This window comes from Alicyclobacillus fodiniaquatilis (assembly GCF_042678105.1).
Classification (GTDB): domain Bacteria; phylum Bacillota; class Bacilli; order Alicyclobacillales; family Alicyclobacillaceae; genus Alicyclobacillus; species Alicyclobacillus fodiniaquatilis.
Genome location: NZ_JBHUCX010000008.1, coordinates 87,294 through 106,627, shown reverse-complemented (window position 1 = coordinate 106,627; position 19,334 = coordinate 87,294). Strand labels below are relative to the sequence as shown.

At 52.3% G+C, this 19,334-nt stretch carries 22 protein-coding genes; 2 read left to right on the top strand and 20 right to left on the bottom strand.

Annotation, left to right across the window (positions count from 1 at the left end):
• Positions 1–379 precede the first annotated feature (379 nt).
• The 14 genes from lysS to spoIIE all read right to left on the bottom strand — a co-directional run bounded on the left by lysS (position 380) and on the right by spoIIE (position 15,879).
• Entirely contained in the window at positions 380–1,867 is a 1,488-nt protein-coding gene (lysS, locus tag ACFSB2_RS02775; RefSeq protein WP_377941097.1) for a lysine--tRNA ligase, read from the bottom strand.
• Between the two features lie 76 nt (positions 1,868–1,943).
• Positions 1,944–2,420: a transcription elongation factor GreA gene (greA, locus tag ACFSB2_RS02770; protein WP_377941096.1), complete on the bottom strand. Its 477-nt coding sequence runs from the start codon at positions 2,418–2,420 to the stop codon at positions 1,944–1,946.
• 201 nt (positions 2,421–2,621) lie between these two features.
• The gene (locus ACFSB2_RS02765) at positions 2,622–2,843 is read right to left on the bottom strand and encodes a helix-turn-helix domain-containing protein (RefSeq protein ID WP_377941095.1); all 222 of its coding nucleotides are present in this window, start codon (positions 2,841–2,843) and stop codon (positions 2,622–2,624) included.
• On the bottom strand, positions 2,824–3,327 hold the full coding sequence (folK, locus tag ACFSB2_RS02760) for a 2-amino-4-hydroxy-6-hydroxymethyldihydropteridine diphosphokinase (protein ID WP_377941094.1): 504 nt from the start codon (positions 3,325–3,327) through the stop codon (positions 2,824–2,826). Before folK ends, ACFSB2_RS02765 begins: the two co-directional genes overlap by 20 nt.
• Entirely contained in the window at positions 3,299–4,111 is an 813-nt protein-coding gene (gene folP / locus ACFSB2_RS02755; protein WP_377941093.1) for a dihydropteroate synthase, read from the bottom strand. Before folP ends, folK begins: the two co-directional genes overlap by 29 nt.
• A gap of 105 nt (positions 4,112–4,216) precedes the next feature.
• A complete protein-coding gene (hslO, locus tag ACFSB2_RS02750) occupies positions 4,217–5,140 on the bottom strand; it encodes an Hsp33 family molecular chaperone HslO (RefSeq protein WP_377941090.1) in 924 nt (307 codons plus the stop codon).
• The gene (locus ACFSB2_RS02745; protein ID WP_377941088.1) at positions 5,140–5,907 is read right to left on the bottom strand and encodes a type III pantothenate kinase; all 768 of its coding nucleotides are present in this window, start codon (positions 5,905–5,907) and stop codon (positions 5,140–5,142) included. Before ACFSB2_RS02745 ends, hslO begins: the two co-directional genes overlap by 1 nt.
• Positions 5,908–6,136: 229 nt before the next feature.
• Complete coding sequence (locus ACFSB2_RS02740) at positions 6,137–7,216, bottom strand: HD-GYP domain-containing protein (RefSeq protein ID WP_377941086.1); 1,080 nt, start codon at positions 7,214–7,216, stop codon at positions 6,137–6,139.
• A gap of 212 nt (positions 7,217–7,428) precedes the next feature.
• Positions 7,429–9,237, bottom strand: a complete 1,809-nt coding sequence (gene ftsH, locus ACFSB2_RS02735) for an ATP-dependent zinc metalloprotease FtsH (protein WP_377941085.1) — start codon at positions 9,235–9,237, stop codon at positions 7,429–7,431.
• A gap of 80 nt (positions 9,238–9,317) precedes the next feature.
• Complete coding sequence (gene hpt, locus ACFSB2_RS02730; protein ID WP_377941084.1) at positions 9,318–9,869, bottom strand: hypoxanthine phosphoribosyltransferase; 552 nt, start codon at positions 9,867–9,869, stop codon at positions 9,318–9,320.
• Positions 9,870–9,985: 116 nt separating this feature from the next.
• The gene (tilS, locus tag ACFSB2_RS02725) at positions 9,986–11,425 is read right to left on the bottom strand and encodes a tRNA lysidine(34) synthetase TilS (RefSeq protein ID WP_377941082.1); all 1,440 of its coding nucleotides are present in this window, start codon (positions 11,423–11,425) and stop codon (positions 9,986–9,988) included.
• Between the two features lie 133 nt (positions 11,426–11,558).
• A complete protein-coding gene (locus tag ACFSB2_RS02720) occupies positions 11,559–12,623 on the bottom strand; it encodes a protein kinase domain-containing protein (RefSeq protein WP_377941081.1) in 1,065 nt (354 codons plus the stop codon).
• Entirely contained in the window at positions 12,620–13,348 is a 729-nt protein-coding gene (locus tag ACFSB2_RS02715; protein WP_377941080.1) for a vWA domain-containing protein, read from the bottom strand. Before ACFSB2_RS02715 ends, ACFSB2_RS02720 begins: the two co-directional genes overlap by 4 nt.
• Before the next feature lie 74 nt (positions 13,349–13,422).
• A complete protein-coding gene (spoIIE, locus tag ACFSB2_RS02710) occupies positions 13,423–15,879 on the bottom strand; it encodes a stage II sporulation protein E (RefSeq protein WP_377941079.1) in 2,457 nt (818 codons plus the stop codon).
• Positions 15,880–16,038: 159 nt separating this feature from the next.
• Between spoIIE and ACFSB2_RS02705 the strand changes: the two genes are divergently transcribed.
• Both ACFSB2_RS02705 and cmpA read left to right on the top strand, forming a co-directional pair.
• The gene (locus ACFSB2_RS02705) at positions 16,039–16,515 is read left to right on the top strand and encodes a deaminase (protein ID WP_377941077.1); all 477 of its coding nucleotides are present in this window, start codon (positions 16,039–16,041) and stop codon (positions 16,513–16,515) included.
• A gap of 115 nt (positions 16,516–16,630) precedes the next feature.
• Complete coding sequence (cmpA, locus tag ACFSB2_RS02700; protein WP_377941076.1) at positions 16,631–16,741, top strand: cortex morphogenetic protein CmpA; 111 nt, start codon at positions 16,631–16,633, stop codon at positions 16,739–16,741.
• Positions 16,742–16,816: 75 nt separating this feature from the next.
• On the opposite strand, the gene ACFSB2_RS02695 is transcribed toward cmpA, so the two are convergent.
• From ACFSB2_RS02695 to ACFSB2_RS02670, 6 genes are all read right to left on the bottom strand, one after another.
• On the bottom strand, positions 16,817–16,996 hold the full coding sequence (locus ACFSB2_RS02695; protein ID WP_377941075.1) for a hypothetical protein: 180 nt from the start codon (positions 16,994–16,996) through the stop codon (positions 16,817–16,819).
• Positions 16,997–17,066: 70 nt separating this feature from the next.
• Positions 17,067–17,264 carry a hypothetical protein gene (locus ACFSB2_RS02690; protein WP_377941074.1) on the bottom strand — a complete coding sequence of 66 codons (198 nt, stop codon included), beginning with the start codon at positions 17,262–17,264 and terminating at the stop codon, positions 17,067–17,069.
• 143 nt (positions 17,265–17,407) lie between these two features.
• Positions 17,408–17,881: a S1 domain-containing RNA-binding protein gene (locus ACFSB2_RS02685; RefSeq protein ID WP_377941072.1), complete on the bottom strand. Its 474-nt coding sequence runs from the start codon at positions 17,879–17,881 to the stop codon at positions 17,408–17,410.
• A gap of 219 nt (positions 17,882–18,100) precedes the next feature.
• Positions 18,101–18,448, bottom strand: a complete 348-nt coding sequence (locus tag ACFSB2_RS02680; RefSeq protein WP_377941071.1) for a septum formation initiator family protein — start codon at positions 18,446–18,448, stop codon at positions 18,101–18,103.
• A gap of 24 nt (positions 18,449–18,472) precedes the next feature.
• On the bottom strand, positions 18,473–19,072 hold the full coding sequence (yabQ, locus tag ACFSB2_RS02675) for a spore cortex biosynthesis protein YabQ (protein ID WP_377941070.1): 600 nt from the start codon (positions 19,070–19,072) through the stop codon (positions 18,473–18,475).
• Positions 19,069–19,334, bottom strand: a 266-nt coding sequence (locus tag ACFSB2_RS02670) for a YabP/YqfC family sporulation protein (protein WP_377941069.1), incomplete at its 5' end; no start/stop codon positions are given. The genes yabQ and ACFSB2_RS02670, both read right to left, overlap by 4 nt.

Sequence of the window (19,334 nt, the reverse complement as noted above, 5' to 3'; positions counted from 1 at the left end):
GCTGTGTGTTTAGTTTTCAAGGTACCAATTCAATGCAGCTTCTGTCGAAGCAGCTCAAGCAATATATCACGAAGCGAAGTTCGTTGTCAACCATTTAGGTTTTCAAAACTTGGAGACCAAGTGAAGAAAACGTTGATGTGACAGGATATATCGGTCGGAATCGAAAGAGAAGCGCTCGAAGCGACATCGACTAATATATCACCCCTGTGCCTAGATGTCAAACATGAATTTTGATTTTGTGACTAAAAGTGCGCCGGATCGGCAAATAAGTTGAAAACCCGTTTGCTACGGACATCGCAAACGGGTTTCAGTACGATAACTCGGCGTCGAACAGCAAGCACCCGCCCGGTTTTAGATGCCGGATAAGGCGTACCTTCTTTTATTTCTCTTCAGCGCGAGCGCGCATCAGCGGGAATAACAGCACGTCCCGAATGGACGGCTGGCCCGTGAGCAACATGACGAGCCTGTCAATTCCGATCCCCAGACCGCCAGTTGGCGGCATCCCGTGCTCCAACGCTGTCAGGAAATCCTCATCCAAATCCTGCGCCTCGTCATTACCAGCCTCACGCTCTTGGAGCTGGGCTTCAAAACGGGCACGCTGATCTATCGGATCGTTCAATTCAGTGAATGCATTTCCATGCTCACGACCGACAATGAACAGTTCAAACCTGTCCGTAAAGCGCGGATCCTCTGCGCTTTTCTTGGCCAAGGGCGATATCTCCAGCGGATGCCCGTAGACAAAAGTCGGTTGAATCAGCTTGTCCTCGACTCTCTGCTCAAAAAACTCATTTAAAATGTGGCCGTAGGTCATGATAGACGTAATTTTGATATCATGTTCAGCCGCTAGACGGCGAGCTTCCTCATCTGATTGAACGGATCGAAAATCCACACCTGTGTACTCTTTGACCAAATCAGCCATGTGAGCGCGGCGCCACGGTTGCTCGAGATCAATTTCCCACTCGCCATATTGGACACGAAGTTGACCATTGACCTGTTGTGCGGCATAGCGGATCATGCCCTCGGTCAAATCCATAACGTCCTCGAAATCCGCATATGCTTCGTACAGCTCAAGCATTGTGAACTCCGGATTATGTCGGGTGGAAACTCCCTCATTGCGATATACGCGGCCAATCTCATAAACGCGCTCCAAGCCGCCGACAATCAGCCGCTTCAAATGCAACTCGATGGCAATACGCAGGAATAGGGACATATCCAGCGCATTGTGATGCGTCGTAAATGGACGCGCATGTGCTCCACTCGCGACGGCATGCAATGTCGGGGTCTCGACCTCTAGGTAGCCGCGATCATCCAAGTATCTGCGAATCGCTTGAATGATTTTCGTGCGCGCAATGAAGATTTCACGCACATCTTGGTTCACAATCAAATCCAAATAGCGTTGGCGATATCGCGTTTCGATATCCTTCAGACCATGAAACTTCTCTGGCAGCGGACGCAAGGCTTTCGAAAGCACGTCCAATTTTTCAACAAGTACGGTGATTTCACCCCGATTGGTTCGGAAAACCGTGCCTTCAACACCGATGAAATCACCGAGGTCCAACAGTTGAAATGCTTCATACGTTGCTTCACCAAGCACATCGAGCTTCGCGTAAACCTGAATGTTGCCGGAACGGTCGTTGAGTACAGCAAATGAGGTCTTGCCGTGACTGCGGCGAACCATCAGGCGTCCTGCAATGCGCACCCGCACATTCTCCGCTTCAAGTTGCTCCTTATCCTTGTCCGCCGCCGCGGTGAGAATATCCGCAGCATGATGTGTCACATCATAACGATGTCCGAACGGATCTATCCCCTTGCTGCGCAGTTCCTCCATCTTCTCCACTCTGATTTCAATCAGATCTTGTTCTTCCATATTCACCTCTCCAAGCTAAACGGACGAGGAGTTTCCCTCGTCCGCCCGGTTGTTCATTAGATAGCCAATGTAAACGTTATCTGTGGATATCTAAGATTTTGAATTGAATCGTACCCGCCGGAACATTGACTTCTACAATCGAGTCGACGTTCTTCCCGAGCAAGCTGCGCCCAACCGGAGATTCGTTCGAAATTTTATTTTGCGCCGGATCAGCTTCAGCAGAACCGACGATGGTGTATGTAACGTCCTCATCAAATTCAATGTCTTTTAACGTTACCGTTGAACCAATGCTGACAACATCTGTCGCAACTTCATCCTCTTGAATAATGCGCGCATTGCGCAGCATTTTCTCCAATGTCATGATACGACCTTCAATAAAAGCCTGCTCGTTCTTCGCATCCTCATATTCTGAGTTTTCACTAATATCTCCGTAGCTAATCGCCAATTTGATGCGTTCAGCCACTTCACGTCGTTTGACGCTTTTCAATTGTTCAAGTTCGTCCTCTAGTTTTTTCAAACCTTCCGGTGTAAGTAGTACCTCTTTTTCTGCCATCCTTATTTCACTCCTTTTCAAAACCAGTCGAACAGATACATATGCGTGAAGTATATAGGCCATTCGGCGAACACGCGTACAATTGCCGATTCGGGTTTCATAAGCGCTGGCAGTCTCGCAGGCGCAAAACGTCTATGCGCCATTATAGAGACCACCCAAAGCAATGTCAACGGATGTCAGCCAGCTTGTACACACGTTTTTTTATTCGCGCTCTGTGGCAGCCTGTTCCCCGAACAACTCTTCCTCTGTCACCTGTAGCACACGCGTCAACTGTGCTATCATCTGCGGCGTTGGCGTTCTCGTACCACGCTCCAAAGACCCGATAATGGCCACGCTGACACCCAGCTGTTCTGCAAGCTGAATTTGAGTCAGATGCTTTAATTTGCGATACGCACGCATTTTCCTACCAAAAACGTCCGACATAACGCACCTCGTCTTTCTCGTCGAAACACTGACTCATGACAGCGATGGTCTTGCCGCCTAACCCTCTTCGTTCAGGCACCAAATCTGCTAATGGCACAAGAACGAAAGCCCGCTGCCACATACGTGGATGCGGAATCTGTAAATCAGACAGGCAAATGTACGCATCATCAAACAACAATATGTCGAGATCCAGCGTGCGTGGACCAAAGCGAATGTCCCGCTTTCGATCCGCCGATAACTCGATTTGATGCAGGACATCTAGCATTTGCCGCGCTGACAGCGTCGTCTTTAAACAAACGACCATATTCAAAAAATCCGCTTGGTCCACGTAGTCAACCGGAGTAGTTTCATACACTGCTGAACATTTTACATCGCCCAGCTTTTGCAAAGCGGCAACCGCCTGACCGAGATACATGATGCGGCGCCCCACATTGGAGCCAATGCCCACGTACACCTCATGAGATGTCGCTTGACAATCCTCCACCGACAATCGCCTCCAACATGCGGCATACACGCACCGTTTCTTTGACATCGTGTACACGCACAACTTGTACACCATGGAGTAGAGCGTAGGCGACCGTCGCCAAATTGCCTTCCAACCGTTCGGAGACAGGCAAATTGAGGACGCTGCCGATGACGCGCTTGCGACTAGTTCCTAAAAGGACAGGGTACCCAAGTTGGCAGAACAGGTCAACCTCGCGGATACACGCCAAATCCTGTTGACGGGTTTTGGCAAAACCAACACCTGGATCTATGTATATTTGTTCCGGCGCCACGCCAAGATGCAACAGTTGTTGGACACCTGCCTCGGTCTCCCTGACCAGCGCAGTCACGTCGAGTGTTTCATCCATTTCGGAGCGGTTGTGCATATAGACGTACGCAACTTCACTTTGGCGAACCAACGTAGCCATGCGCGGATCTGCGCAAGCAGAGATATCGTTGATCATTTGAACCCCAAGTGCAATCGCGCGCTCCGCTGTTTCCACATGATAAGTGTCCACCGACACTGGCACGCGAACCGCAGGGACCAGCGACCGCAATACCGGTTCAAGCCGCGCCCACTCGGTTTCCCAGTCGAGCGCGATCGCGCCAGGACGAGTGCTCTCTGCCCCAATGTCCAACACATCTGCCCCATCTTCCACCAACTGGAACGCATGGCGAGTGGCGTCTTCAACCACTTCATAACGACCACCATCACTGAACGAATCAGGCGTGATGTTGACAATCCCCATCACGCGTGTGGCCGGCATCGTGAATTGCTGTTTCACACAACTTGCTCCTCATCTACCCTGTAAATTCATCGGCACCCTGGTGCGCGCCATCCGCGATGCTCCGAATGATTGGCATCCTTATGCTGCTGCTGACAAGATATATCACGCATTTTGGTCAAGTTTCTCAATCATATCGTCAAGCATTTGAGCGGAAAAATGATACTTGTTATTGCAAAAGTGACACGCAATCTCTGCCTGCCCCTGCTGTTCGCGCATCGACACCAACTCCGCGCGACCAAGGCTGATGAGCACTCGACTCAAGCGCTCATAAGAACAGCGGCAGCGAAAATGGATATCATTGATCTGCAAAATCTGCGCATCCGGACACAAAGTCAACAAAAGCGATTCGGCTGAAGGGTGCTCCTGTAAGAAATTCGTCACACTCGGCACCCGTTCTAGGCCTTGTTCGACATAAGCGACGTCCGCCTCTGTGTAGCCGGACATCAATTGCACAATAAATCCACCAGCACAGATCGGCCGATTGTCTGTCCCGACCAAAACACCAGCCCCCACAGCGGACGGCGTCTGTTCCGAACGGACGAAATAGTACGTGAAGTCGTCGCCGATTTCCCCCGTCTGCAGTTCACTGCCGCTGGTGTAGTAGTCACGCAAGCCCGTATCGCGAATCACGTACAGTTGACCATTGCCTACGGCCCCGCCGACATCCAACTTGCCAATGGCATTTGGCGGCAAGTGGACATGCGGCTCGTCGACATAGCCGCGCACATCGCCATCCGGCGTGGCTTCAACCCAAATCTGTCCAAGTGGCCCATCACCGTCAATTTTGACCGTGAGCCGTTCACTATTTTTCAGCATCATCGCCATCATCGTAGCTACGGAGGCGGTTCTTCCCAGCGCCGCTGTGGCCACAGGCCAAGTGTCGTGGCGGCGCTGCATTTCTCCCACCAACGCCGTCGTCAAACAAGCAAATATGCGAACACGTCCGCTGCGTGCGGTCGCGCGAATAAGCAGATCTCGCTCCAACTCGAAATTCCCCCCTGCATTGGCATCAACGACAGATTGCATCAGTTGCGCTCCGCCAAAAGACGCAGCCCTTCCAACGTCAAATATGGTTCAATCAGATGAACCGTCTCCACATGCCCTTTGAGCAAAGACGATAAACCACCTGTAGCCACCACTGTAAACGGCAAGCTGCACTCTTTGCAAATCCGCCGGACCAATCCATCGACTTGCGCTGCGGCCCCAAACAGAATGCCGGCTTGCATCCCTAACACCGTGTTTCGCTGCACCAGTTGACTGGGCCAATTCAACTCCACCTCCGGCAGGCGCGACGCATTTGTGAACAATGCCTGCGCCGCAATGCCAATCCCAGGTGCGATTGCGCCACCCAAATATTGACCGCGCTCATCAATGACGGATAGCGTCGTCGCCGTGCCGAGATCGACAATGATGGCAGGTGACTGTTGACGGTGCACCACCGCAACCGCATTCGCAATCCGATCCGCCCCGACTTCACGTGGGTCCTCATACCTGATCGGAATTCCTGTGCGAATACCGGGTCCCACGACCAGTGGGTTTACTTGAAAGTAGGTCTTTGCTGCACGAACCGCAGTCGACAGCATAGGTGGCACCACACAGGAAATCACACAGACGGCGACCTTGATGTCCGCAACATCTGTGCCTTGTTGCAAGGCGAGCAACTGAAGGCCTAACTCGTCCGCCGTCATTTGTCTGTCTGTGCGAATCCTCCATACGCGGACGAGCGTTGTGCCAGCGTACATCCCAATCGTCATATTGGTATTGCCAATATCGAGCACAAGACATAACTTCATCCGAACACCCACCTACCCTGTAAATAAAACCGACCTTTTGTGTGCGCCATCCGCGATGCTTCGATTGACTAGCATTCTTATGATGCTGCTGGTGCGGGATGCATCACGCATGGCGGTCTACCCTGTAAATAAAACCGGCACTTTTGTGTGCGCCATCCGCGATGCTTCGATTGACTAGCATTCTTATGATGCTACTGGTGCGGGATACATCACGCATGGCGGTCTACCATTACGACTCACAAGTCACGATATGAACATCAGAGGTCGTGGCAAGGTTCAATTCATACGGCTGAATCGGTTCACCACGCTCATTTTCAATCACACGCACTACCGGGTATTGGTTGTTGTATGCTGAAGGCTGAATGACAACCGCGCATTCCCCATTCGAGAGCCGCACAGTCATTCCTACAGGATAGATTGAAATGGATTCAAAGAGTGAATCAATGTGCTGCGCCGAAAGCTTCACACCTTTTTCGGAAAGCAATATGTTCATGGCGTCATGCGGCAAAAACGCCTTGCGGTAGACGCGGTTTGCCGTTAAAGCTTCATACACGTCCACGACCGCAACCATTTGGCTAAACGGATGAATATGCGCTTCGGTCAACCCAGATGGATACCCGCTGCCATCCAGCCGTTCATGGTGCTGTAAGGCAATCAGCGCTGATTTTGTCGGCACGTCCTGCAGCTTGGCCAGGATGTCATATCCGTACCTCGCATGGAGTTTTATCGTCCCAAACTCTTCATCTGTCAGTTTGCCAGCCCGCTGCAGAATTTTCTGCGGTAAGCGCAATTTCCCGATATCATGCAGCAGTGCCCCAAGCCCCAAGTCAACCAACTCCGCGTTGGTCAGCCCCTGTTGCATCCCGAGCGTCAACGCATAAAAGGTGACATTCACCGAATGGTGAAAAAGTTCTCCATCCGCAATGTAAACAGAACCAAGTTGCTCACCTGCGCCATTGTGCTCGCGCAATTGCTGAACCACTTCGTTCAAGAGCGGCGAAAACTGTTTCCGCAAAAATGTGGGTTTCAACCGCTGACGAAACACTGGTGAAGACAGTTCCGTCATCGTTTCGAATGTCACATCCATCAATTGTGATTTAATTTTGGGATCCACCATTTCCCGGACGATCACATCTTCTGTTTCTCGCGCCTCAACACATGCGGCTCGAACGCCAACCCGCTGCAGTCGCCGAATGAGACTGTCGGACAAGGTCATGCCAGGCGCAAGCAACGTACGCCCCCGTTCGTCTGCGACGCGCTGGGCCAGCACATAGCCAGGTTTCAAGTATTTAAGCGCGATCCACCTCAAAATAACCCCTCCGCACAAAAACGAATGTCTGCGTTGACAACGCCATGTACCATCCTACAACTATCGCGTGAATTACGCGACACCTCGCACCGAGGCCGCTGATGATTCGCCAATCAGTATGCCCTCGCCGCTGCCTTTTTCAACCACGCAAACATCCTATGGACACACAAAAGCCCTCGATGTGTGTCTCGAGGGCTTGCGGGAAAATCGCCTTATTGGAATTCTTCCATAATATCGCGAATCTCTGCTTCGTCGAGCGTCTCTTTCTCCAGCAGACGATTTGCCAACGCGTCCAAGCAAGCGCGTTTTTTCGTGAGGATTTCCCTTGTGCGTTCATAACAACTTTCCACGATGTCCTTCATTTCTTCATCGATTTCAAACGCGACTTTGTCGCTGTAATTTTGTTCGCTTTGGATATCCCGACCAAGGAAGACCTGACCGCCCTGACGACTGCCATACTGCATCGGTCCGAGTTTCTCGCTCATGCCGTATTCGGTAATCATCTGGCGAACGATGGCTGTCACGCGTTCCAAGTCATTCGAAGCGCCCGTGCTGATTTCGCCAAGGACAATCTCCTCGGCAACCCGGCCGCCCAACAGCCCACAAATGCGATCCTTCATCTCCTGGCGCGTCATGAAGAACCTGTCTTCTTTCGGCAAGGACACCGTATAGCCGCCCGCCATGCCGCGCGGAATGATGGTCACCTTGTGCACAGTCTCAGCGCTCTGGAGGAAGAAGCCGACCACGGCATGCCCCGCCTCATGAAATGCGACCAATCTGCGTTCGTGATCGCTCATGACGCGACTTCGCTTCTCAGGGCCAGCCATCACGCGGTCAATTGCCTCGTCGATGTCCACGTTGTGAATCTCGCGTTCTCGCTTGCGCGCCGCCAACAGTGCAGCTTCATTTAAGACGTTTTCCAAATCGGCCCCAGTGAATCCTGGTGTGCGCTTTGCAACGACATCCATGCGGATATCCGACGCAAACGGCTTGTTGCGCGCATGAACGCGGAGAATTTCCTCGCGCCCTTTGACATCGGGCCGGTTGACAATGATTTGTCGATCCATCCGTCCTGGCCGGAGCAGTGCGGGATCAAGAATGTCATGCCGGTTGGTAGCGGCGATGATGATGATGCCCTCGTTCGCCGAAAACCCGTCCATCTCAACGAGCAACTGGTTCAGTGTCTGTTCGCGCTCATCGTGTCCGCCGCCAAGTCCAGCGCCGCGATGCCGACCAACGGCGTCAATTTCGTCAATAAAGATGATACATGGCGCATTCTTCTTGGCGTTTTCAAACAAATCGCGCACACGGGATGCACCGACGCCGACAAACATCTCGACAAAATCCGAACCGCTGATGCTGAAAAACGGAACGCCCGCTTCGCCTGCGACCGCGCGCGCGAGCAGCGTCTTACCTGTACCAGGCGGACCAACCAATAAAACCCCCTTAGGGATACGCGCCCCTAGTGAGGCAAACCTTTTCGGGTCCTTGAGGAATTCAACAATCTCAACGAGCTCCGCCTTCTCCTCATCAGCACCTGCGACGTCGGCAAACGTCACGCGCCGTTTCTCTTCGGAATAGAGACGAGCACGACTTTTGCCAAAATTCATCACGCGACTGCCGCCGCCCTGTGCCTGATTGAACAGGATAAACATCAGGATGAACAGGAAGACAAACGGCACTACAGATTCCAGGAATTGTATCCATATACTCGCTTTCGGTTGTGGAGCAACATCAAATTTCACTTGATTAGACGTCAAGAGAGGAGTTAGGCTGTTATCATAAAGCCCCCGTGTGGAGAACTTTTCGCCGCTCTTCAACGTACCGTCAATGGATGCTGTCAGCCCTTCCGGTGTGACGTGAACCGGACCGTCAATTTGCCCTGACTTGACGTCGGTGACAAATTCACTGTATGCAATCGGCCTGCGCGAGTGATCTGTACCTGTTAAATACTGCACAACACCGACGATAGCCAATAAGATGAGTACGTAAAATACGATACTCCGGTAAAACTTGTTCATGCCCTACCTCCTCTCGGTCATGGCGGGAATATTGTACCATACGCGATATGCCGTTCCTAGTCGCAGAGGTGCCAATCCCGTCAGTCCGGTTCGCTTGTCGCATAGATGTCGGATTTTAAAACGCCCACAAACGGCAAGTTGCGGTAATGCTCCGAATAATCCAAGCCATAACCGACAATAAAGGCATTGGGCACAGTAAAACCGTAGTAATCAGGCGCAATATCTACTTTGCGGCCGCTTGGTTTGTCAAACAGAGTCACAATACGGACAGACGCTGCGTGGCGGTGCACCATGGTGTCGCGCAAATACTTTAGCGTCAACCCTGTATCGACGATGTCTTCGACAATCACAACATGACGCCCCTCAACCGAGCGCTCTAAATCCTTGAGAATACGCACGACGCCGGATGATTGGGATGAAGCGCCATAGCTCGAAATGGCCATGAAATCCATCTCCATATGCACATCCACGCGCTTCACGAGATCTGCCATAAAGAGAGATGCACCTTTTAAAATGCAGATGAACAGTGGATTTTTGTCATGGTAATCAGAGCTCAACTGCGCACCAAGCTGCTTCACTTTTTCGAGAATGGTCTTTTCGTCAAATAAGATACGTTCTAGATCGGGGTGCATGAGTGCCTCCTACACTGAAAATCATTCATAACGCTGTGCGCCATATGAGCGTCGGCACATGCTGCTTCGCCTGCAGATATGGCTCGAAGGAAAGGCGATAAAATCGCTTTCCCTTATCATACGTCGCTTGCCGCTTGAGAATGTCCCAATTGTTCGCGAAGGCGACGAGATCGATGTGCCAGAATGACCCATCCTTCTGTTTCTCCTACAACCATCGTATGTGCCTCAGTACGCACAATTCCTGGGACCCACACCACGTCTTCACCCAGACAAAACACTGGCCACTTCGCGCGAAGTGCGCGCGGCACCTTTGCGTTCGTAAAAATATCCTGCAGTTTTTTTGATCCGCCAAGTCCAAGTGGTCGGACTCGCGTACTTGTGGCCATACAGCATTGAATGTTCATAGACGAAACGCACGGTATGTACAACCGCCACAAATTGCGCGTGCGCTGAAACAAATCTTCTGATGATGCAAGCGGCAAACGCCAAAAACGCCAGATGAGTTCGTTTGTCGCCAGGGAAAACCGTGGTGATTCAGACAAATGCCAAACAGCGCTGGCATCGTTGTATGGTTCCTCCCGCATATCATGCCCTATGTACAAATCATGATAATTTCGCCATGCGCTTAGCCCCCGCCCCAAATCAATCGATCCAGACGGCGCATTCGCATTTGCAGCCAAGCTGAGAACCGCGTCAATATGCCGACGCGTCCAACCCTGCGAGGCGAAACAATTCAATAGTATGTGAATCGCACGGCGTTGTAAAGAAACGTGTGCATTTATCAGCACATTGCAGGTGAGTTGAATGTGATGCGCTCCCTGATGTTTTACCATCTGTTTGCACAGCGCCGCCGCTTGCTCTTGCAAATAGCTGTCATCCACCTGGAGATCCTCGACCAAGCGCGAAGTGATCTCTCCGATTTCCGGCTGCAGCTCTCGCAGCGAGGGAATCAGGCGTTGTCGCAAGTAGTTGCGCGTGAAGCGCATGTCCAAATTGGTTTCATCCGTGACCCACGGTACATGATTAGTTCGCGCATAGTCGACGAGCTCCTGCCTCTTTGTCCGCAGAAATGGACGCAAAAAAACCATATTGCTGTGCAAACTGAACGGTCGTATGCCACCGAGCCCATGTAGACTTGTGCCGCGCAGCCAGCGCAGCATAAACGTCTCCACCTGATCATCTTGATGGTGCGCGAGCAAAATGGCCGCTGCGCCCACTTCAAACGCCACCCGGTTAAGCGCAGCAAACCGCGCTTCCCGCGCGGCTGCTTCGATGCCTATACCCGTTGGTGAAACCTTGACCTGCTCCACACGACACGGAATATCGTGTTTTGTGCAATACGCCTGGACAAATGCAGCGTCGGCATCTGCGGCGGCGCGCAGTCCATGGTGCACATGCACCACATGCACTTGTTGAACATCGCCAGCAACCACCAGTTGAGCTAGCGTGTGCAGCAACACCATCGAATCCACGCCGCCAGACACACCCGCAACGACAACAGGGCTTTTTGCGCAATGTTCATTGATCATTTTTGTGACGAGCGCCCCCAGATGCATGTCTTGTTCACCCCAGAGAAGATTTCCCTCAAATGCAAGTCGGCGTGTCCAGAACATCGCCAGGCACGCGATACCACTCTATCTTAACAAACGATCGCAATCACTGAAAATCACACAGACAGATAAATGGCACTCAGAGCCAATGCAAGTAGACAGCCCAAGCGCTAAACGTCGATACGACCGCACAACAGAGAGAAGCCCACATAAATCGCTCTGTCCAGCCAACGCGGTGCTGTGCAGATGGACGAGCGGATGGCGAAGCCTTCGTTTGAGTGGCAGTTGTCTGCGCGCCCACTGGCCGTTTGGGTTGACGCTGCGGACCATGGGCGCGCCAACCACGAAACGACGACGCGTTTAACGACGCGTTTAACGATGCGTTCGATCTCGCCATTTGCAGCGATGATGCAGACAACTGATCGACACGTAAGATCCACTCATCAGCTGTCGCGATCCGGCCTGAGATGGCGTCCTCCAAGAATGATCTCGTCTCTGAGTCACCGTACTGCCGCAACGCAGCCTGCACCCAAGCGCGCCGACGCGCTTCCGTCCAGTTGCCGCAAGCCGAAGGCGGGGTTGTCCGCAGGCAGACAAGCATCAAGGCGACCGCCGCGATATCGTACTTTTCGGTGGCCCGGCGTTCGCCAAATCCCCAATAGGCGCAGTCGGAGGTCGGCGTAAACTGGCGAACCGACCGGCCGAACGGCGTGACACCGCCGACATCGACAAAGCGGACACATTGTTCACGATGGAGATCGACCAGCAAATTTTGTGGTTTCACGTCGCAAAATGCATGTTTGATCCGATGCAAGGCCCTCAGGCCAGAGCCAATCGCCAACAGGACACGTTTGATATCGTGCCCTTGCAAATGCTGCCATACCTCGGCAAGCGGACGCCCATTGATTTGCTCCATGACATAAAAGTACAGCGCGGGAGCCTGCGCGCTGTCATCTATACAATGTGGTTTGGGAAACGCGGCCCCGGATTGGGCCATCTTCTCGAGCAATGACCATTCAAAGGCGACGCTGCCAGCCTCATCGCAAATCTTCATTGCGGCAACTTCACCGTCTGGGCGTCGAACCGAATACACAACCCCATTCGCCCCGACGCCCAGACATGAACACACCGTCCACTCTTGCTTGCTCCACTTCCCTTGAATGCGCGCGCCCTTTTTCAGCGTACTGCGCTTTGTCGGAGTCATGCGTAACCCCGCCGCGGCCCATCGACGTCATCGTCCAACAGCCGATCACTGTCAGAACTGAACAGGCGTATCGCATGGGCAATCGCTGGTCCTGTCGGCGTTCCACCGCGCGCTTGCAAACTATGCTCCATGCTCCGCATGTCGATTTCATCCGCAAACGGCTGAACGAGCTTCGTCGTCTGATCCCCTTGACCAGGGAAGGCGATGACCGCGACACGCGAACCGCCCAAACGCACCTGCAGGGACAACGTCAAATCGCGAATGGCCTCCCGCGTCGTGTCGATCTTCTCCTTCATGCTCGCGCTCATATCAACCGCAACCACCAGTTGCAGACCAACCTCTTCTTCCATCTTGTCAACCACTTGCATTATCCGACTGCGATCTTCCGGCGGCAATTCCTCCGTAGTCTTGCCCATCACATGCAGGAGTTCTTGATTCACGGCTTGCTGCAATGTCATTTGCATCGTTTGATGCGTCATCATCTGGGCGGTAGCCGAGAGATCCACAGGACTGACGATGCGGCACATGCCGCCGCCTGCGTCCGCGATGGACATCGCCTCATCATGCCCCTGTTGGCCCATCTCATTTTTGTCGATCACGCCGATGACATTGACCACGATTCCCTGCTTGCGCGCTTGCCGCGCGACATCAACTGGGTCTTCTCCAATATTTGAACAGCCGTCTGTAATCACTAGAATCTGACGTATGGTCACTTGCTCATTCAAGTGAATCCACCTCCGCTTCATTCTAGAATCCAGTATGGACGCAACAAATGTAATTCATTCCGTTCTACTAAAAGTTAAGCCCCCCTTCGTTGGCGTTTGAACGGTTTGCGCAAACTCGGCACACTGGGCAACTGAATGGCCGCCCATTCGCGCTCGGCATGTTCCACAAATGCGACCATCACCGTCATATCGTCGCGAATGCTGCCGTGATTCATGCGCACAGCGGTTTCAATCAAAGTGTCGGCGATTTCCTGAGGATTTTGCGTCTCCAGTTTGCCAATCACCGATTTCAACCACGTCTCCCTGTCATAGCTGTGCGGTGGGGCATCATAGAGGCCATCCGACATCAGAATTAAAATGTCGCCAGCCACCAGCTGCTGCTCGACTGTCTGCACCTCGATGTCTTGTAAAATACCGATGGGAACATTGTTGCCTGTGATCTCGATGACCTCGTCGCCGCGGCGCAGATAGCTTGGCGCGGAGCCAATTTTGAGAAACTCAGCTTTGGCGTTGAACAAGTCGATCAGCGCCATGTCGAGTGTCGTAAACATTTCGTCGCGAGAACGCAAGAGCAGTGTCGAATTGACGGTGCGAACGGCCAACTTTTCATCAAACCCTGCCTTCATCAGCCGTTTGAGCAGATCTATAGCCGCTTTCGATTCACGCCGCGCCCGTTCACCGTTGCCCATGCCATCGCTCACGGCGACCGCGTGGCGACCATTACCCAGATCTACACTGGTATGTGTATCCCCGGAGACGATTCTCCCATCGCGCGCCACAGTGGCGACTGCCGTATTGATCTGGAACAACCGAGCGGATGCGAAGACACTGGTGCAAGGACCTGTGCCAGTTTCACTTTGCGCCTGTGACACACTGATATGTTCGCCCAAGATGCCGGATAGCAAAGGCGCAATCATCTTCGCTGAATTTTCGTAGGCGCCCTCTGTCGGTTGCGTGATTTCAATCTCCACCTTGCCTGGCTCCAGACTGACAATGTGCACGTCGTCGACATACAAACCCAACTGTTCGAGCGCGGCGATGATCTGTTCCTCTTCAGACAATGAAGATTGGTGCTCTGCGTCCATTTGCATGGCCATCCCCCGCACAACCGAAGCGACGCCAGTCAATTGCGCAGACAGCAGCGTCCGGTGCTCACGCAACTTTTTCATCCATTTGGCATCCCGATTGGTCACATCCAGGTTGTAACGCAAACTGGTCATCAGTGGATCGAGCCGGATGCATCTATCGCGCATTTCGGCGCTTGGCGCAGCGCCACGGCCATTTGCCGTTTCGATGTTGCGCAGCGTATTGGCCATTGCATGATACGTTTGCATGCTTTCTTTATCCCAACACTTGGCTCGTCGTGGGCAGAGTGCGCAGACGTGTTGCGAGGTCGCAGACACAATCTGCGTGACTAGTTTTTGCGCTTCGGTGTAGTCGTTTTCGCCGACATCGGCAAACGACTTGGACAGTTCGTCAAACACGTTGCTGACCTCATGGATCTTCTCGGTCAACAACGCATTGACTCGCTGTACCCGCTCTCGTTCGGACTGTGTGTGCTCCCGCGTCCCTGGCACATAGGAGCGCAATTCGTTTTCCAGCCGACGCGGCGTCAAGAAATACAGTATGGAAGCCACAACAGCGGCAAAAATATTCATCACCAGCGGATGAAAGGAATTTACATATGTCGCGGTGAGCACTGTGGTGCTCGCAATAAACGAAATACTGACCAAAAAGCGATTCGTATCTCGCAGCAGGCCGCCTAATAATCCGGCGAATCCGAGGATGGCCACTTGCGTCAACGAGGATTGATGATTGAGCAATGTCAGCATGCTGACGACAATTGCGCCAGCCGCGCTGACGCCAATGCCACCGCAAGTCATGACGAGGATCAGCCAGTCGACAGCGACATCAGACAGGGAGATCCCTTTGATATCGAGCCCGACAAAGCCCATGACGACAGAGGCCACCAGGATGACGACACTGACAATTTGCTCGTATTTCAGTGTGCGCGTCTGTTCTTGGCCCACGAATAGATTCATGCATTGAATGAAAATGAGCGCTAAGATGGTGACGAGGGCGCCTTGCGCGAGTGCAGTGAGCGCATCGTACTTGGTCCATACCGTACCGACCATCGCCAGTTTGACAACGAGCGCGACAATGCCTGCGGTGATGGGGATAAAGTGTAAATCGGGGCTTTTCCTGCGGAAGACATATCTTCGCACAGTGCGATAAAGCAGCAGTTCCACAAGCATCATAAAGCCTGCAAGCACGCCGCCCGCAGTAAACGCGCCGACAACCGCCAAGTATGCGGGCCAAGCCCTTTTACGTCCGGCGACTTCGGATAAGACGGCAAAATAAGCGAGACCGAATGGCGAGACGACATGCTCAATATTGGCTCTTCCCAACAAAAAGCCAATCGCCAGCAAAACAGCTACACGCCGCCATGCGTGCCAAGTCCAACGTGGTGCGACAGATGAGCTTGTCCGGTTATCTTTTAGACCCTTGTGCGACAGAGATATTTGCGCCATGACGTAGCGCCCCTTCCTCGGAATGTGTATGGTCATTATACGAACGTTATGTCAAATTTTTTGTCAAACGGCGTCTATGGGACCAATAAATATTCCGACAATTTGCGATTGGAATCGCATGGAGTCGTTTGATCAAACCAAAAACAATTGGAGGACATCATGACACCTGTAGATGAACATCATGCTCAAAGAATGAGTTGGCACGCTTTTTTCGCGTCGCAAAGCCGCGTGATGGCGTTGCGCTCCACCTGCCCCCGCCTTGCCGTTGGATGTGTGGTGGTTCGCGATAAACGCATGATTGCCAGCGGCTACAACGGAAGCATCAATCATGATGAACACTGTATGGATGTCGGGTGCAAAATGGTGGACGGTCACTGTGTCCGGGCCATTCATGCAGAACAAAACGCGTTGTTGCAGTGCGCGCGCTTTGGCATTGCTACAGAAGGCGCCGACTTGTACGTGACACATTTGCCGTGCTTAAGCTGTACCAAAAGCATTATTCAAGCAGGCATCCGCAACATTTACTACGAAACCGCGTATCGTCCGGATCCATATGCAAAAGAGCTGTTGGACAAGGCAAATGTGCACATCGAACAGGTTGAAAGTCAATTAGATTGGCTGATTCGCGCGGATTAAACAGAAATTTGGCGGAATGTGGGGTTGTCTGCGGGGCACAAACGCCTAATTCTGCGTAAACTAACAGCAGAACGGCAAGCCCAGTCGAAAAATGCCATGAGGTGAGGTGAGCAGAATGCCAGAATGGCTGCGCAGTCAACTCAAGCGGGCGTTCCAGAATCGGGATCGAAAGTCGGTCCAAATGCTCAATCAGGCGTTCTTTCGATATCGCAATAGTCGCACTTAAACGCACGCACACGGGAGAACCACCATCGGTTCTCCCGTAAATGTTGATACGAACAGGCCTATATGACGATGGTAGTCAAGTGGCGGCCGCGACGGTGGTCACCACGAACACTGCACAGGCAATCAGCAACCAAACAGAATTTGAGAATTTGCGTCGACGCAAACACCAGACCAGGGTGAACAAGACGCCGAGCACAAATAGGCAGAGAAACAAGGTGAGGAGCAGAAGATGTTGATACGGTATAAAAAAATGCATCCCGTAGCCTCCCAAAGCGGGTTGTCGTAACACGCGCTTACACAACTCACTATCGTGTCGTCACTGGACATCAGTCCCCTTGGCGAACAACTTCCCCTTGAAATTTTCCAAGAATCCGCTGTAAAACCACTTCGTCGACAGGCCCCAACTGTACTTTATACATGTCGAGTGAAATATGGCAACCATCTCGATCATTCACGTCCGCAAATGCGAGAATCACTCGTTCACCGCTCGAAATCTCATATTCGAGATAGTATGTGTCTGACATTCGTCTTCCTCCTTCGCAGAGGTTGTCCCGAACTGCTGCAACATCGCCAGTCGGCGAGCGTGTATCCATGCGCTGTTCAGAACAAACGAAACCGGGCAGCTGAACGCTGTCCCGGTTCGCATTCGTATAAATTATAACAAAGGTTAGCCGCGCCGGCCACCACGACCGCCACGTTTGGACTCATTGCGCCGAAGCGCCGAAAGACGTTCTTCACTGTCCTTGAGGAAACGATTCATGATTTGTTCAAATGAAGTGCGGCGAGGCTCTCCTCGATGTTGCCCACCGCCGTGACCCCCACCGCGATTTCCACCGCCACCGTGTCCACCGCCATGGCCTGAATGGCTGCTGCGTTGTGGACGACTTTGCGGCGCTGCAGCGGCCGTCTCACTCGCTTGCCGGATGGACAAAGCAATCTTCCCATCATTGCCTACGCTGATGACTTTTACTGTGACTTCATCGTCAACCTGTAAGAAATCATGAACATCTTTCACGTAGCTGTCAGAAATCTCCGAGATGTGGACTAACCCAGTCGCACCTTCCGGCAAAGTTACAAATGCACCAAAACGTGTAATCCCAGTTACTTTCCCTGTCAACTTGTTGCCGACCTCAATGGCCATACTGACGCCTTTCCTCCCTAGTTTCGCGTCACACGATTGAAAAGTGATGACTCACCCTGCACCATGCATATCGCGGTTGTCCGAACCCTAACTGGTAAATCCATGTTCCTGGAACACGACCATCGGCGCGACGCGCGCGTTGCCCATGTGTTGCGCCGATGCCGCGTGTCGCAAGTGACCGCCCCGTGTGGGCTTAATTCTGCCGCAGACACGGTAATCTTAGCCGTGTTGCCCTGGCTTTTGCAAATCAAACGGCACCTGGTCAGGCAGGGTCAACCCTAAGTGCTCTGTCGCGTACTTCATAATATACGAGTTACTGTTCAATTGTTGCTTCTCCTGCTCCAACGCTTTATGTTGGGTTTGCAGTTGGTGTAATTGTGACTGCAATTGTTGGTGCTGCACTTGCAGTTTGACGAGTTGGGGTCTTTGTGTGTGTAGGTAGTAAAATGCTGCCCATCCACAAATCACGATGAGTGCCACATACCGCAAACGCAGCAGTGGATGCCTTTTCCGTGTAGCAGCCTGATGGCTGACGTTAGACCGACCGAGTTGACGATATGCAAGCACGGGCGAAACGCTCCCTGTGAGGAATTAGGAAACCGATCTAGGCTTCTTCTTTAACAAATTCGACAGCCAGACCCAGAAACCCTGCTCCCACTCCTGAAGTTTTTTTCGCCACCGTCGTTCAGGGGTCATCAAATTGCGCACCGGAAAAAATACAATTTTTAAAATCACGCTCACCGTGGCTGCAACACCGTTTTCCAGGCGGCACCCAATCACATACACGATTCGGACTAAGGCAAATACCGCACGTACAAATGTCAACACAGGAATGCCAATCAAACGATAGAAGAATCGACCAAAGAACAGAATAAGTGCTTTTACAAAACGTACAATGGCAAAAGCGCTACGCGTCACAACTCTGCGAAATACAGCACGATATACCAGATAACCTACGCAAATCAGCAGGAACGTATACATGCGAAACTCGCCCTGAATTGTAATAAACGTAAGATAGTAAACAGCCAGTCCTGAAGCTATCCAAAAGAACAAGTCCAGAATCGGCCGCAACCAGCGCAAATACCTGGTCGCACCTGTGACCGTGCTGTAGAAATCAAAAACCGACCCCATACACCAACCCGCAATCAGCATCCATACCACATAGCCCGCGTTTGTCATCACATCTATCATTTTAACAACCGCCCTACGAAGTTGCGACGCTTTCCCTCGTCATTGTACTGCAGTCCGATAATCCGTCCCTCAATGCGCACCACGCCAGCCTGGACGTCGAAGTGTTTCATATGCAGATTATCACCTACAATATGCAATGCACCTGCATTCGTGTGCAACTCAAAAGCGTGTACGTCGAAGCTGGCCACGCTTTGAACACCGGTAATTTCCAAGTCTGCCCGACCAATTAAACGCACATCATGCTGGTCGCCCACGCCCATCT